The organism is Streptomyces lushanensis (assembly GCF_001700515.1).
GTDB lineage: Bacteria > Actinomycetota > Actinomycetes > Streptomycetales > Streptomycetaceae > Streptomyces > Streptomyces lushanensis.
Genome location: NZ_MAUD01000050.1, coordinates 1 through 14,605, shown reverse-complemented (window position 1 = coordinate 14,605; position 14,605 = coordinate 1). Strand labels below are relative to the sequence as shown.

Genomic DNA, 14,605 nt, shown 5'->3' with positions numbered 1-14,605 from the left:
GCGCCTGGACGATCTGCACGGTGTGGGCGAGGAGGCCCCTGAGCTGCGTACGGTCGCGGAGGGCTCCCTCCAGGCGATCGTCAGTGACGCGCCACGGCATCTGCGGGCCAAACGCAGAGACCTCAGCGCCCACCATGACGTCCAGCGGCGCCTGCTGTCCGAACAGGCGGTCCTGCCCCTGCGCTTCGGTCTGATCGCGCCGGACGACGACGCGGTGCGCGCGGCACTCGACGAGCACGCGGAGTCGTACGCCGACCGGCTCGCGAGGCTCGCGGGGCGGGTGGAGTTCCGCCTCAAGGCCTCGGAGGACGAAGACACCTCGGTGCGCCGGGCGGTCGAGCGCTCGGCGGAGGTACGGCGGCTGAGCGAGGCGACCCGGCGCGGCGGTGGAACGTACGAGGAACGCCTGAGACTGGGCGAGTTGATCGCCGCGGAGGTGCGGGCGCGGCAGGACGCCCTGGCCGCGGAGATGATCGGAGCGCTGCGTCCGTACACCGTCGACGAGACGCGGGGCGGCGCCGAAGGGGAGGACTTCCTCAATGTGTCGTTCCTGGTGGACCGGGACCGGTCACGGGAGTTCGGCGCCGCCGTGGAGAAGCTCGGCGAGCGGTACGCGCCCGGCATCGAGCTGCGGCCGAGGGGGCCGCTGCCTCCGTACAGCTTCGTATGAGTCCGTAAGAAGTGGTTCGAGAACGAGATTCGAGAACGAGAGACGAGACAAGGGAGTGCCGCCATGGGCCTGCTGACCCAGATACTGACCGTGCCGCTGGCGCCGGTCCGGGGCGTGGGCTGGGTCGTGGAACGGGTCGTCGAGGTCGCCGAGCAGGAGGCGTACGACACCACGCCCATCGAGCGCCAACTCGCCGATCTCGAAAGGGAGCTGCTGGAGGGGCGCGTCGACGAGGCGGAGTTCGACCGCCGCGAGGACGAGCTTCTCGACCGGCTCGACGCCATCGAAAGCGCGCGTTCGGGCGGCCCGCTTCCCGAGCCCGCCGCGCGGTACGAGGACGGAGAAGCGGAGGAGCGCTGAGGGCGAGGACGAAGACCGCCGCGCTCGCACGGAGCGCCGCCGACCGCCGAGCGACCAGGATCGAGACTGATGCATCGTGACGGACCCGACTTCGGCCCGACAGCCCGTCCCGCGCCCCACGCAGTCCGTTTCCCCGTACGGGCAGGGCTCGTCCGCCTCCCTGTACGGCCAGGGTTCCTCGGCGAATCTCGCCGACATCCTCGAACGGGTCCTCGACAAGGGGATCGTCATCGCCGGGGACATCCAGATCAACCTGCTGGACATCGAACTGCTCACGATCAAGCTCCGGTTGCTCGTCGCCTCCGTCGACAAGGCCAAGGAGATGGGCATCGACTGGTGGGAACACGATCCGTCGCTCTCGTCCCGGGCCAGGGAGGAGACCGCCGGACCGTCGCTGGCCGAGGAGAACCGCCGGCTGCGCGCCGAGGTGGAGAGCCTGCGCGACCGCTCCCCGGCCGCCGTCGAGGCACCCGCGGACGACCGGTACGCCGGAAGAGCCGAGAGGGACGAGAGGGACGAGTACGAGAAGCGCGAGAGCCACGTGAGCCGCGAGAGGCACGAGAGGGACAGGGAGCGGAGAGAGCGCAGGGAGAGGAGGCGGTGACGGATGAGCGCGGACATGACGTACAGCTACGCGGTGACGCGTGCCGATGCCACTCCGGACGCCCTGGACGAGGAACTGCGCCGCGTACGCGGAGTGGCCGGCGCTCCCGTGCGGCTGGTGCGCGCGCACGGCCTGGCGGCGGTGGCGAGTCCCGTACCCGCGCGTGATTTCGACGAGAGCGCGCTCAAGGACCGGCTGGAGGACATGGAGTGGCTGGAGTCGGTGGCCCGCGCCCATCACGCCGTCGTCGAAACGGTCTTCGCCCGGACCACGGTGCTTCCGCTGCGGCTGGCCACGCTCCATCTCGACGACGACCGGGTACGGGACATGCTGGCCCGGCGCGCGGAAGAGTTCCGTACGTTGCTCGGGCGGCTCGACGGCCAGGTGGAGTGGGGCGTCAAGGTGTACGCACTGCCTCCGCCGGCCGGTTCACCGGTCCCTGCCGCCACGGCCGGGTCGGCCGGTGGCAGTCCCGGCCGTGACTATCTGCGCGGCCGTCAGCGGCAGCGCAGATCGGGTGAGGACGCCTGGCGCGCGGCCCGCGACGCGGTGCTCCGGGTGGACGCCGAAGCCCGCGTCCTCGCCGTCGAGCGCGTCCAGCACCGCCTCCAGCAGGGTGAGCTGGCGACCGGGCCCGGTTACAACGTCACCAACGACGCCTATCTCGTCCCGCGCGGGAGCGGGGACGACTTCCGGGCACGGGTGGAAGGTGCCGCCGAGGGCCTCGGCGGCATCCGCGTGGAGACAACCGGCCCCTGGGCGCCGTACTCGTTCACCGCCCCCGAGCACACCGACGACGACATCCGTGAGGAGACGGAACGGGCGAGGCGGCAGGAGACGGAATCGGGAACGGACGCCGCGGACGAGGAGGTGGGTGCGCCGTGACCCCTGGCGCCCGGCCCGGTGACCCGGTCACATGGCAGGAGCAGGACGGCGAACGGCCGCTCGTCGGGCGGCAGATCGCGCTGATCGACCTTCTCGACCGGCTGCTGACCGGAGGCGTGGTGCTGACCGGTGATCTGACCCTCTCCATCGCGGACGTCGATCTGGTACGGATCTCGCTCCGGGCCCTGATCGTGTCGATCCGCGCGGAGTCCGGCCGCGCGGAGGAACAGCGCTCGCGGGAGCTCTCCGTCGCGAGCCCCGCCCTTGACCTTCCGCTCGGCCCGGCGACCGGGACCGACACGTGAACGGCGGCCGGGGGGCCGAGCGCGGCGACCGGAACGGGCGGGGCCGGGCGGCGGAACACCGAGGGCGCCAGGAGCGCCAGGAGCACCGGGAGCGCAAGGAGCGCCCCACGTACGTCCGGGACCTGGACGAGGTCACACGGGCCGCGTCGGATGTCTTCCGGCTGCTCCCGGCGGGCCCGGACGACATCCCGCCCGAGGACGGCCAGGGCCGGCGGATCGCCCAGCGTCTGCACACCGATCAGGACACCGTGGAGCGTGACCTGGTCAGACTGGTGCTCACGATCGTCGAACTCCTCCGTCAGTTGATGGAGCGTCAGGCCCTGCACCGCGTCGAACAGGAGGACCTGACGGAGGATCAGGAAGAGCGTATCGGTATGACCCTGATGCTTCTCCACGACCGGATGACGGAGCTGTGCGAGCGCTACGACCTGACGATGGAAGACCTCAACCTCGATCTGGGCCCTCTGGGAACCCTGCTCCCACCGGCCTGACCGCGTCTTCATGCCTCTTGTGCGAAGGCCGGGGTAGACGGACGGCACCGAGCCGCTACCTCCCGGAGGACGAGTGAACACCAGTAACCCCTTCGCAGAAGCCACTTCCCCGCAGGCCGAGTCCGGCGCCGGCCCCGGAAGAGGCCGCGAGGAGACCGCCGACGAACGGGCCGACCGGCGCTGGCAGGAACTCATCCAGGAGATACGGGTCACGCAGACCGGGGTCCAGATCCTCTTCGGATTCCTGCTGACCGTGGTCTTCACACCGCACTTCCAGGGTCTTGAGCAGACCGACAAGACCATCTACATCGTCACCGTGGTGCTCGGCGCGCTCGCCACGGGAGCACTGATCGGGCCCGTGGCCTTCCACCGGATCGTCTCCGGGCGGCGCATCAAACCCCAGGCCGTCACCTGGGCTTCGCGGCTGACGTTCACCGGTATGGTCCTGCTGCTCGCCACCCTGACGTCCGCCCTCTTCCTGGTGCTCCGCACGGCCACCCACAACGGGTTCGTACCGTGGCTGGTCTCCACCGTGGTCGCCTGGTACCTGCTGTGCTGGTTCGCCCTCCCCCTGTGGGCGCGTTTCCGCCTCACCGACAACGACTGACGAGGACACCCCCGACGGGCGTCACCCCTGTCACTCCTGTCACCGTCGTCCCTGTCACCCCTGTCACCCCTGTCACCGTCGTCCCTGTCGGTCCTCTCGTTCCAGACGGCGCTTGAGGACCAACGGCAGGACCAGCCAGCAGCTCGCGAACCAGGCCAGTACGACGGCCGCGACAGCCCAGGCGTAGCCGGATTCCAGTGCGACCCGGAGCAGGAGGAGTACCGCGCAGGCGATGGCGGCGGCGAGCAGGGCGATGCCGGTCGCGATCAGCCGGCCCGTCATACGGACGAGCTGGGGTTTGTGGCGGTGTCCGGCCAGCATGCGGTGTACGGAGACAGGGGCGACGAGCGCCCCGGTGGCCAGAGCTCCGAGGACCACGGTGACCACATAGAGGTCCTTGTCGAACCAGCCCAGCCGCGCGAAACGGGGCGTGAAGGCGACGCTGAGCAGGAAGCCGAACAGGATCTGCGCCCCCGTCTGCGTCACCCGCACTTCCTGGAGCATCTCACCCCACTGGCGGTCCGCCCGCTGCTCCGGAGTCTCGTGCCGCGCGAAGCCGTGCGCCCGGTCGTCCCCGTCCGCGGCTCCCTCGCGCTCCGGCCGCCCGCCGTCGTCTGCCATGGCCCTCCTCGGGATCCCCACGACGGCATCGCCGACGACGGGCCCTTTCCCGTCCCGCATGCGCATACAAGCGTGTGGCCGCCCTTCGTACCACCGGGTGGGCGCAAGTGGCCGCAGGACGGCACCGGGGCCGTCCTCATCGGCCCACTGCGACCGGCCGCAGCAGACCGTATCCATGGAGATCCGATCAATGCATGAACAAGGCTGCGGAATAGTTCTGCGCGGCTACTTGACGGCCTGAAACCTCCGATGTTCACTGCATGTTGCGAACATGTCACCACCGTGCTGCTTCGTGGATCACCGTGCCGACCAGGTGTTCCCGCGCCATCGCGAACCCGTACGTCCCCTTGCCTTTCGGCACCCCCTCGCCACTCGTGGGAGTGACACACGATGAGACCCAACCGAATAGTCGCATTCGTCCTCGCCTCCGTCTGTCTGCTGGGCGGTCTCGCCGGTGGTCCGGCGTCCGCCTCGACCACCGACGCCGCCTTCAACAACGCGACCGGCGCGCTGAACGTCGACTACGCGAGCTATCTCTCCAAGCACGACATCGTCTACAACCGCCCCAACACCAATCCCGATCACGGCCTGACCGTCGGCAACGGCCGTATCGGTGCCATGGCGTGGCAGAACAACGGTCTGTCCATGCAGGTGTCCGGCGTCGACACCTCCCAGCAGACCGCGTTCGGCGGCGGTCTGCTCAATCTGGCCACCACTCCGGCGATGGACAGCGGGTACTCCACCTACCAGCAGCGTCTCTCGCTGTACGACGGAACGCTGACCACCAAGTACGACAACAACCGGACCGTCACCGTCATGGGTTCACCGAACTCCGAGGTGATGGGCATCCATGTGGACGACACCCGCAGCGGAGTGTCCAGCATCGCGCTGGACCTGAGCCTGTGGGATGTCAGCCAGCTCGGGAACAGCGGCGACGTGCCCAATCTCGACACCTGGAAGACGGTGTCCACCTACGCCGACTCCACGGGCGCCGGACTGAGCCGCGGCCAGGCCGATCCGCAGAAGTTCGGCTACACCCTGGCGGCGACCGTGGAGGGCGCCGCGTACTCCGCCCAGGTCGTCGACGGCCGCAAGGTACGGCTGACGATCACACCGTCCAACAGCTACACGATCTGGTTCACCGCCAGCAGCCGGGTCAACGCTCCCGGCAACGGCTCGGTGACCCAGGCCAAGAACGCGCTGAACTCGGTGAAGGGCACGGGATACTCGACCACCCTGAACAACTACCGCAACTGGTGGCACTCGTTCTGGCAGAAGTCGTTCGTGCAGTACTCCAACGGGTCCCGTGAAGCGGACTACATGGAGAACGTGTACTACCTCAGCACGTACATGATCGCCGCCGGCGGATACGCGAACTACCCGTTCCACTTCATCAACGGCACCTTCCGGGCCACCGGGGACGCCACGAAGTGGAGCAATTCGTACTGGTACTGGAACCAACGGGACGTCTACAACTCGTTCCTGGCCTCCAACCACGCCGATCTGTTCACCGGGTTCAACAAGCTGTACAGCCGCAACTTCGACGCGCTGAAGGCGTACACCCGGACCAGGTACAACGTGGACGGGATCTGGGTACCGGAGACCATGGGCTGGGACGGCAACGCCCGTGGCACGATCAACAGCGACTACACCAAGAACATCTGGTCGACCGGTGCCGAGGCCGCGTACAACATGTACCTCCAGGCCAAGTACACCAACGACACCAACTACCTGCGGAACACGGCCTATCCGTTCATGCGTGAGGTCGCCAAGTTCTACGCGGCGAAGCTCTCCTACGACAGCGCCACCGGCAAGTACTACGTGGCCACGTCCAATTCGCACGAGACCTACTGGAACGTGCCGAACGCCATCACCGATCTGGCCGCCGTGCGCACCCTGTTCCCGCTGGCCATCCAGACCGGCGCCGATCTGGGCCTGGACGCCGATCTGCGTCCGCAGTGGCAGCGGATCCTGGACAATCTGATCGCGTATCCGTCGGACGCGAATGTGTATCTGCCGCACACGCCTCCGATCTCCCAGACACGCAACAACGAGAATGTGGCGGCCGAGATCATCTGGCCCTACGACCTCACCGGGATCGGCTATCCGGACCAGCAGAAGGCCATCAACACCTGGAACGCCCGTCCGTTCCCGTACGGCAACGTATGGGCGAACGACGCGGTCCAGGCGGCCAGGCTCGGTCTCGGCGACCAGACCTTCCAGGGCATGAAGACCATGCTGCGCCAGTACCAGAACTACCCGAACGGTCTGACGGCCAACACCAACGGTGTCTTCGAGTACCTCGGTGTGCATCTGACGGCGATGAACGAGTCGCTGCTCCAGTCGTACAACGACAAGATCCGGGTCTTCCCGGCCGCGCCCTCGGACTCCAGCTTCGTCGGCAAGTTCAGCCTGCTCGCCAAGGGCGGCTTCATCGTCAGCTCGGAGCGCGAGGCCGGCGAGATCAAGTACGTGGGAATCAAGAGCCAGTACGGCAACAGCACCCGGGTCGTGAACCCGTGGGGAACACAGCAGGTCCGTGTCCGCCGGGTCTCCGACAACGCGATCATGCAGACCACCAGCGCGGCGGAGTTCGCGCTCAGCACCACGGCCAACACCGTGTACGTCGTCGAGCGCACCGCCAAGCCGCTCAGCTCGTACACCTCCACCCAGCTCACGGGAACGGCCAACCAGGACGCCAAGTCGCTGGCGAACACCAACTCCACGCTGGGGCTCGGCTCGACCGCGAACCCGATGGTCAACAACACGGCCGTGACCTACGACAGCAACTGGTACCTCACGACCAACCGGGGCTACGGCGACTACAACGACGACACCCATCACAGCAACACGGTGGGAGCGACGGCGCAGTACACCTTCACCGGCACCGGGATCCAGTACCTCTCCGAACGCAACGGTGACATGGGAACGGTGGACGTCTATCTGGACAACGCCTTCCAGGCGACGGTCGATCTGAGAATCAGCGGCGCCCGGCAGGCCCAGCAGACCGTCTGGCAGAAAACGGGCCTCTCCCGGGGCTCGCACACCATCAGGATCGTCAACAGGAGCACAGCGGTCGGCATGATCGACGCCTTCCGCATCACTCCGTAGCCACTCGGAGGCCCAGGCGTGGGCGCGTCCCCACACGGACGCGCCCACGCGCGGGAGGCACCTTCGCACAGGGGAGAGGGCGGTGACCGCGGCGGCGGTCACCGCCCGTCCCGTTCTCCGTCACCGCCCGTCCCGTTCTCAGGCGGGCACGCCCTCGTCGCTCTCCCGGGCAGCCGCCGCCATGTCCCTGGCCCGCTTGCCGATGACCAGCGCCGCACCCGCCGCACTGGCCGCGAAGGCGACGGGAACCATCCACCGCTGGTCGAGCCGGTGGCAGGTGACATGGTCCAGGGAGTAGCGGCCCGCTCCCATGAGACCGACGCAGGCCGCGGTCCAGCCGAGAAGGCCCGGATACTCGAAGCCGCCCGACTGATTGAAGAACCCGTTGGGCACGTGCACCGCCGACGCTCCCGCCATACCGCCGGCCGCCGCCGCGCCGGCCGCCGGGGTGGCCAGTCCGAGGGCCAGCAGCACACCGCCTCCGGTCTCGGCGAGCGCGGAGGCGATCGCGCTCGGTCTGCCGGGCCGGTAGCCCATCGCCTCCATCCCCCGGGCGGTCCCGCCGATCCCGCCACCGCCGAACCAGCCGAAGAGTTTCTGGGTGCCGTGCACGGCCAGGACGGCTCCGACGCCGAGCCGCAGGCCGAGCAGTCCGAGGTCGCGTCGGTTCACACAGGTCATGGCGGGCTCCGGGGTGTGGGGGGTGCGTCAGGCGCGCCGAGGAGTAAGGACGTACGACTCCACTCTCGGCGGAGCGGCCTGCGAGGGGGCAGCGTTGCTGGGCCGTACGGGTCGGCCGGGAGGCCCCGCACACCCGGCACCGCCCCGGCACCGCGCCCCCGCACCGCGGGCCGGCGCCGGGGGCGAGCGGGTTTGCCCACCCCCGGCGCGGCACGGGTGTTACCGAGCGCAGCGCAGGCGTGCCAGATCGATGGCGTCGGCCATGGCCTTCATCCCCGCGTCGTTCGGGTGCAGATGGTCCCCGCTGTCGTACGCGGGCCGGATCTTCGCCGGAGCCGCGGGGTCCTTGAGCGCCGCGTCGAAGTCCACGACGGCGTCGAAGGCGCCGCTGCTCCGGATGAAGGCGTTGACCTCCTGGCGGATCGCCTCACCGCCCGCGTTCCACTCGAACCAGCCCTCGTACGGCAGGACGGTCGCCCCGGCCACACAGACCCCGGCTGCATGGCTCCGGTCGATGATCCGGCGGTATCCGTCGATCAGCTGGGCCGCCGTGGGCGCGGGCGTGGCCTTGATGTCGTTGACGCCTTCGAGCAGGATCACCGTACGCAGACCGCGCTGTGACAGCACATCACGGTCCAGCCGCTTCAGCGCGCTCACCCCGGCGCCGTCGGAGAGGACCTTGTTGCCGGAGATCCCCTCGTTGGCGACGCCCTTGAGCGTGCTCCCCGGATCGTTCCGCAGGCGTCCCGCGAGGAAGTCGGGCCAGCGGCGATTGGTGTCCGCGGTCGAGCTGGCACCGTCGGTGATCGAGTCGCCGAGCGCCACGACGGCTCCGGTGCCGACCGGGGCGTCGACCACGACCGCGTCCAGATAGAAGCGGAAGCCCGTCCGCTGGGTGTAGGCGGCGGCGGACTCCTCGGCCGCGTGATCTCCCGCGGGCGTGAAGTAGGAGGTCTGGTGCCCCATCCGGTGGCCGGTGGCCGTGCCGGCCGCGTTCCGTACGTACACGCTGACGGCGAGATCGGCCTGCGGAGCCACGGTGCCCGCCAGCGCGTCGCTGTAGACGGAGCCGCCCGCCGGGACGGTGACGGAGGCGGCGCCGCCGAAGGACAGCGCGCGGTTGGTGCCGGGGGCCACTGCGGCACCGGACGCCCGTACCCCGACGTAGGCGCGGCCGAAGGTCACCGGCTGCTCGCCGAAGGCGTTGGAGAGCCGGATCCGCAGTCCGCTGCCGCCCGCGCTGGTGCGCACGACGATCCGGTGGGTCCGGTCGGGGACGGCGGCGTCCATCCGGTCGGCGCTGGCGCCCCAGGTGACCACGGCGGTGGTGGCGGCGGGACGGGCGGAGGAAGCGGCGGGGATCGCGAGGACGGTGGCGAGAGCGAGGGTGATGACGGCGATCACGCGGGGGGCGCGCAGGAGTAACACCGTTCTGTTCATCGCGGGTTGAACCCTCTCCTAGAAACGGTCGTGCTCATGTCATAAATAGCACGGACAGAAAGCGCTTCCGGTTCGGCCGCGCGCACATGTGCGACCGCGGCCGGACCGCGTCACAATGGAGAGAGCGGGAGCCGATACGGCGATGTCAGCCGGACGGAGGAGGTGCGTCGCGATGGGGACCAGCGATCGCGAGACCGTACGGAAGCTGCTCGCGGCCCATGGCCGTACCTACGCCGATCAAGCGGGGATCCAGCTGCGGAACACGCCCCAGCCGCTCTACCAACTGCTCGTCCTGTCCGGTCTGTTGAGCGCGCGCATCCGCAGCGACACCGCTGTCGCGGCCTCCCGCGCCCTCTCGGAGGCCGGCCTGCGCGACGCGCGCCGGATGGCGGACGCCACCTGGCAGCAGCGGGTGGACGCGCTCGGCCGGGGCGGTTACCGCCGCTACGACGAGCGCACCTCGACCCAGCTCGGCGCGGGCGCCGAACTGCTGCTCGACAAGTACCACGGCGATCTGCGCCGGCTGCGCGACACGGCGGACGGGGACACGGGCACGCTGCGGTCGCTGCTGCGGGAGGTGCCCGGACTCGGTCCCGTGGGCGTGGACATCTTCCTCCGCGAGGTCCAGGGGGTCTGGCCGGAGGTCGCGCCGTATCTCGACGAGAAGACCCTCCAGGGCGCGCGCAGGCGCGGACTGCCCGACGAGCCACAGGAGTTGGCACGGCTGGCCGATCACACCGATCCCGCGGTCTTCGCGGCGGCGATGGTACGGGCCGCTCTCGAACGGACCGGGACCGGGACAACCGGGAGCGGGACAACGAAGAGAGCGACACGGCGGACGGGGAGGACGAAGGCGACTCGGTAGCCCGCCACACATGAGGCGCCTCTCCGTGCAATCCCCCGCACGGCAAGGCGCCTTCACATGGGCTACGGCGTCGGACACATCGGATACGGCGTCGGACACGGCCTCGCCCCGGAGGCGTCGTGTCCGTTCAGGAGGTTCTCGCGTCAGGACGCCGGCGGCCGGTGGTCGCGGGGCGGCTCACGGGACGGCTCGTTGGTGCCGAGCTGCTCATTGATCTTCTTCTGGGCCATGTCGACCTGCCCCTTGTACTTGTTCCCCGTCTTCCTGTCGAACGCGTCGCCCGCCTTGTCGACCCCCTGGCGGACCGTGCTCTCATGCCCCTTGATGAGGCCCTTCAGCTTGTCGAGCATCGACATGTTCGGCTCCTCGCTCGGAACGTGTTCATGTCCACCATCACCGGTGTCCGGCGATCCCGCATCCGCAGTGGTCCGGAGGCCACCCGGCCCCGGACCCGGGCATCAGCGGGAGTGGGCGTAGGCGCGCTGACGAGTGCAGGGATCGCTCACCGCACCCGTGCCGTCGTCCTCGGGCAGCCCCGCGACGGCCTGGAGCGCGGCACTGACCAGCGTGACCAGAAGATCGATGTCCGCTCCGGTGTCGAGCCGTACGGTGACCCACCCGCAGCCGGCCCTCAACCGGAGCGCGGTGGACCTCTTGAGCGCCGGGCGAAGCCTGGCGATCATGGCGTTGGTGAGATGAACATCTGCTTCGTTCTCACCGTGGAAATGAACTATTTCCTGTGTACCCGAGCGTACGCACGGATCTGTGCCGCAATAGGCCCGGCCACCACTGAGTCCCGGCCATGTCATCAACCGTTCGCCGGCATGTCTGGCAGCGTTCATGCCATCAGCGTGCCGTACCGCGACCCCGGCGCACAGGGGAAACGAGGAACAAATGTGCTTGTCTTTGCCTGATTCCACGTCATGCCGTCCCGTTCCGCGGCGGCCGGGCGCGCCTCGGGCCGACGGCTTTTGTTCGCCACGTGTTCAACGCCGCGTCCGTCGGTACGTTCATCCCTTCATGATCTCCTCGGCAGGGCGACGGCAGACATTTCAGGACGAGAAAGGGCCGGCATGGCTGCGAACTCGGTCGATGAGCTGATGGATCTCCTGTACGCGTGCCGGGGCGTCTGGGACACCCCCGACCGCAGCGGCGACGCCGTCGATCTCCATGACCACGCCCTTCAGACGGCCGCCCTGCTGCGCCGCCGGCATCCCGCCGACAAGGAGCTCCAGATCGCCGGTCTGGTCCACGATCTGGGCCGTCTGCTGCTGCCCGGTGACGACGCGGGGCACGGGGACCGGGCCGCCGACGCCGTACGCCCGCTGCTCGGCGACCGGGTGGCCCGTCTCGTACAGCTCCATGTGCCCGCCAAGCGGTATCTGGCCGCGGTGGAGCCGTGGCACACGCTCTCCGAGCGGAGCGCGCGGACGCTGCGGCTCCAGGGCGGGGCGATGACGCGGGCGGAGGTGGAGGCCTTCGTCCTGGACCCGCTGGCCGAGGACGCGGTACGGCTGCGCAGGGCCGACGACGAGGGCAGGACCGTCGGACTGGACGCGGGAATCATGGAGGACTGGCGGCCGGTCCTCGAATCGGTCGCGGCCGGCCACCATCATGTCGGCGTGCGCTCGCGGTACCAGTAGGAACGGTACGGCCGCCGGCACCACGAGCGGCGCGATCTCCACGGCCTCCAGGGCCTCTCCCGAGGAGAGGCCCTGACCCGTCCGGCCGGGGAGTCGTACGGACCGGGAAGTCGTACCGGCCGGGCGTCAGCCGAGCGTCGCGCTTCCCAGGTCCTTCGGAGAACTGGGCTGCGGCAGAAGGCGCGCGGCGGAGCCGGTCGGCGGAGTGACCGTCCAGTCCGGGTGGCCGGGCATCCTCGGCGTCTTCGTGCCGTACAGCCACTCGGTGAGGAAGCCGGTCAGATCCTGTCCCGACACCTCGGAGGCCACGGCGATGTACTGCGCGGTGGAGGCGCTGGAGTTGCGGTACCGGTCGAGGAAGGTGTGCTCGATACGGGTGAAGACCTCCTCGCCCACAAGCGTCCACAGCGCGTACAGGACCAGCACACCGCCCGTGTAGCGCTGGCTGTGGAAGAGTGTGGCCGCCGTCGGCGCCGCGACGGGACCACCGTCCTTGCGCCACTGGTCGCCACGGGAGTAGACGTCCTTCATCCGGGCTTCCATGCTGGTCAGGCCGATGGAGTCGGGCCAGCCGCGCTCGTACCGGTACAGCAGCCCGTAGTAGTCCGCGTGGCCCTCGTTGAGCCACAGATCGGCCCAGGTGGCGGGCGAGACGAGATTGCCGAACCAGGAGTGGACCAGCTCGTGCATCATGTGCGAACCGATCAGATTCTCCGTCTGGAGAAGGAAGTTCGGCTTGTAGATGGTGAGGGTCTGGGTCTCCAGACCGGTGAAGTCGAAGGCGTTGGGATCGTCGGTGTTCGCGGGCAGGATGCCGTACGCCTCGAACGGGAAGGCGCCCAGCCGCTGCTCCAGCCAGGTGAGCTGATGGGGCGTCAGGGCGAGGGCCGGCTCGAGTGCCGCCGCGCGCGCGGTCGGTACGACATCGCGCAGCCGCAGTCCGCTCGGGCCCGGCCGTTCGACGATCCGGTAGTCGCCCACGGTGATCTGCACCAGCTCGGTGGCGAGCGGGTCACGCGAGCGGTAGGTGACGGTGGTGGTGCCGTTCGCCTTCCTGGTGGAGACCAGCGAACCGGTCGCGACGGCCGTCAGTCCCTCGGGCGCGGTGATACGGAAGGTGAAGTCGGCCTTGTCGCTGGGGTGGTCGTTGCACGGGAAGACCGTGCGCGCCAGATCCGGCTGCCCGGCCACGGCGAAGCCGTCGGGAGTGGGCACCCAGCCGTTGTACGGCGGCGCGATCTTGCGGGGATCGGCGGTGTAGTCGACGCGTACGGTGAACTTCTCACGGTTCGCCACACACGAGGGCGGCGTGACGACCAGCTTCTCGGCCTGCTGCTCGAAGACCGCCTCCCGGCCGCCCACCCAGACTCCGTGGACCACGAAACCGACCGCGTCGAGGGAGAAAGCGGAGAGATCCTGGGTGGCGTGCGCGGTGACGGTGACGCTCGCGTCGACGAGCCTGGTGTCGGCGCGGTAGGTGAAGTCCAGCAGATAGGCGGCGACACGGTATCCGGTGTTGCCGATCACCGGATAGACGGGATCACCCAGACTGCCGCCGCCCGGGGTCCCGCCGTGCCGGACGTCCCGTCCGCCGCGGCCGTCGGCGCTCTGCGCCTGGGCGGCCGGGGAGAAGGTGGCGGCTGCTGCTGTGCCGAGGAGCGCGACCGCCGGGGCCGTCACTCTTGTGCGATATCGCATGTTCCTCTTTCGGTAAGTGCAATCCGACCGGCGTGATCCGACCAAAAATGATCACGCCAACTGCCTTGACGCATGGGCGTCATGGCCGGTTCCCGACATCCCGGTACCGGTCACGGAACCGGTACCGGTCCCCCGTGCGAGGATGAAGGCGGCGAAGACGCCGGCCGTGATGGGCGCGGCGCGGGTGATCACATGTTCCCCCCGTGGAAGCCGGCCGTGTTCCGGCCCGGGAAATGTCGGCATTTTATGCGGTCCGCCGGAAAAAGCCGGGCTCGGTGCTCCATCCGGCGTGCCCCGGGAAGCTGATGGCACGTCAGGCCGCGGCGGACGGTTCCCCGTGTGCCCGGCGGGAACGTCCCCTGCGGTGGGGCACCCGCCACGCGCGGCGACGGCCCGGGAAAATAGGACCGCGAACCGATCGCAGCAACCGACCTGGAGGAGTGGGCAGATGCCGCACGAACGAGCGGGACAGCCGGCCCGGCCGGAGGATCTCATCGATGTCGCCCGCCTGGTGACCGCGTACTACGCGCTGCGTCCGGATCCGGGCGAGCCGGGCCAGCGCGTCGCGTTCGGGACCTCCGGGCACCGCGGATCGTCCCTGGCCACGGCGTTCAACGAGGACCA

Annotated in this window: 16 protein-coding genes and 1 pseudogene; 11 read left to right on the top strand and 6 right to left on the bottom strand. The window is 69.2% G+C overall.

Features of this window, described 5'->3' with window-relative positions:
• From BFF77_RS04350 to BFF77_RS04320, 7 genes are all read left to right on the top strand, one after another.
• A partial coding sequence (locus BFF77_RS04350) for a GvpL/GvpF family gas vesicle protein (protein ID WP_066943941.1) occupies positions 1-670 on the top strand: 670 nt, incomplete at its 5' end.
• 63 nt (positions 671-733) lie between these two features.
• A complete protein-coding gene (locus BFF77_RS04345; RefSeq protein WP_066943939.1) occupies positions 734-1,030 on the top strand; it encodes a gas vesicle protein GvpG in 297 nt (98 codons plus the stop codon).
• A gap of 76 nt (positions 1,031-1,106) precedes the next feature.
• A complete protein-coding gene (locus tag BFF77_RS36575; RefSeq protein ID WP_425424336.1) occupies positions 1,107-1,634 on the top strand; it encodes a gas vesicle protein in 528 nt (175 codons plus the stop codon).
• Between the two features lie 3 nt (positions 1,635-1,637).
• On the top strand, positions 1,638-2,519 hold the full coding sequence (locus BFF77_RS04335; protein ID WP_066943937.1) for a GvpL/GvpF family gas vesicle protein: 882 nt from the start codon (positions 1,638-1,640) through the stop codon (positions 2,517-2,519).
• Positions 2,516-2,824 carry a gas vesicle protein gene (locus tag BFF77_RS04330; protein WP_066943936.1) on the top strand — a complete coding sequence of 103 codons (309 nt, stop codon included), beginning with the start codon at positions 2,516-2,518 and terminating at the stop codon, positions 2,822-2,824. The genes BFF77_RS04335 and BFF77_RS04330 overlap by 4 nt, the downstream gene beginning before the upstream one ends.
• 122 nt (positions 2,825-2,946) lie before the next feature.
• A complete protein-coding gene (locus BFF77_RS04325; RefSeq protein ID WP_066943943.1) occupies positions 2,947-3,315 on the top strand; it encodes a gas vesicle protein K in 369 nt (122 codons plus the stop codon).
• Positions 3,316-3,388: 73 nt separating this feature from the next.
• A complete protein-coding gene (locus BFF77_RS04320) occupies positions 3,389-3,922 on the top strand; it encodes a DUF6328 family protein (RefSeq protein WP_066943934.1) in 534 nt (177 codons plus the stop codon).
• A 72-nt stretch (positions 3,923-3,994) separates the two neighbouring features.
• Here BFF77_RS04320 and BFF77_RS04315 read toward each other — a convergent pair whose 3' ends face one another.
• Positions 3,995-4,543 (bottom strand): DUF6328 family protein, encoded by a 549-nt coding sequence (locus tag BFF77_RS04315; RefSeq protein WP_066943932.1) that lies wholly within the window; start codon positions 4,541-4,543, stop codon positions 3,995-3,997.
• Between the two features lie 390 nt (positions 4,544-4,933).
• Between BFF77_RS04315 and BFF77_RS04310 the strand changes: the two genes are divergently transcribed.
• Positions 4,934-7,654, top strand: coding sequence for a glycosyl hydrolase family 95 catalytic domain-containing protein (locus BFF77_RS04310; protein ID WP_211280150.1), 2,721 nt, complete (start codon positions 4,934-4,936; stop codon positions 7,652-7,654).
• A 138-nt stretch (positions 7,655-7,792) separates the two neighbouring features.
• On the opposite strand, the gene BFF77_RS04305 is transcribed toward BFF77_RS04310, so the two are convergent.
• Positions 7,793-8,335 (bottom strand): DoxX family protein, encoded by a 543-nt coding sequence (locus tag BFF77_RS04305; protein ID WP_066943930.1) that lies wholly within the window; start codon positions 8,333-8,335, stop codon positions 7,793-7,795.
• 219 nt (positions 8,336-8,554) lie between these two features.
• Positions 8,555-9,775, bottom strand: a complete 1,221-nt coding sequence (locus BFF77_RS04300; protein WP_066943928.1) for an SGNH/GDSL hydrolase family protein — start codon at positions 9,773-9,775, stop codon at positions 8,555-8,557.
• A 172-nt stretch (positions 9,776-9,947) separates the two neighbouring features.
• Between BFF77_RS04300 and BFF77_RS04295 the strand changes: the two genes are divergently transcribed.
• A complete protein-coding gene (locus BFF77_RS04295; RefSeq protein ID WP_245703207.1) occupies positions 9,948-10,640 on the top strand; it encodes an endonuclease in 693 nt (230 codons plus the stop codon).
• A 143-nt stretch (positions 10,641-10,783) separates the two neighbouring features.
• Here the strand turns inward: BFF77_RS04295 and BFF77_RS04290 are convergent, their stop codons facing one another.
• Together BFF77_RS04290 and BFF77_RS04285 are read right to left on the bottom strand one after the other, a co-directional pair.
• Positions 10,784-10,996: an antitoxin gene (locus BFF77_RS04290; RefSeq protein WP_066943926.1), complete on the bottom strand. Its 213-nt coding sequence runs from the start codon at positions 10,994-10,996 to the stop codon at positions 10,784-10,786.
• Between the two features lie 102 nt (positions 10,997-11,098).
• The gene (locus tag BFF77_RS04285; RefSeq protein WP_066943924.1) at positions 11,099-11,449 is read right to left on the bottom strand and encodes a luciferase domain-containing protein; all 351 of its coding nucleotides are present in this window, start codon (positions 11,447-11,449) and stop codon (positions 11,099-11,101) included.
• Between the two features lie 264 nt (positions 11,450-11,713).
• Between BFF77_RS04285 and BFF77_RS04280 the strand changes: the two genes are divergently transcribed.
• A complete protein-coding gene (locus BFF77_RS04280) occupies positions 11,714-12,283 on the top strand; it encodes an inositol oxygenase family protein (protein WP_066943922.1) in 570 nt (189 codons plus the stop codon).
• 126 nt (positions 12,284-12,409) lie between these two features.
• Here the strand turns inward: BFF77_RS04280 and BFF77_RS04275 are convergent, their stop codons facing one another.
• Positions 12,410-13,981 (bottom strand): M1 family metallopeptidase, encoded by a 1,572-nt coding sequence (locus BFF77_RS04275; protein WP_066943920.1) that lies wholly within the window; start codon positions 13,979-13,981, stop codon positions 12,410-12,412.
• Positions 13,982-14,429: 448 nt separating this feature from the next.
• On the opposite strand from BFF77_RS04275, the pseudogene BFF77_RS36570 reads away from it, so the two are divergent.
• Positions 14,430-14,605: pseudogene (locus tag BFF77_RS36570) on the top strand (phosphoglucomutase, alpha-D-glucose phosphate-specific); the annotation flags it as partial.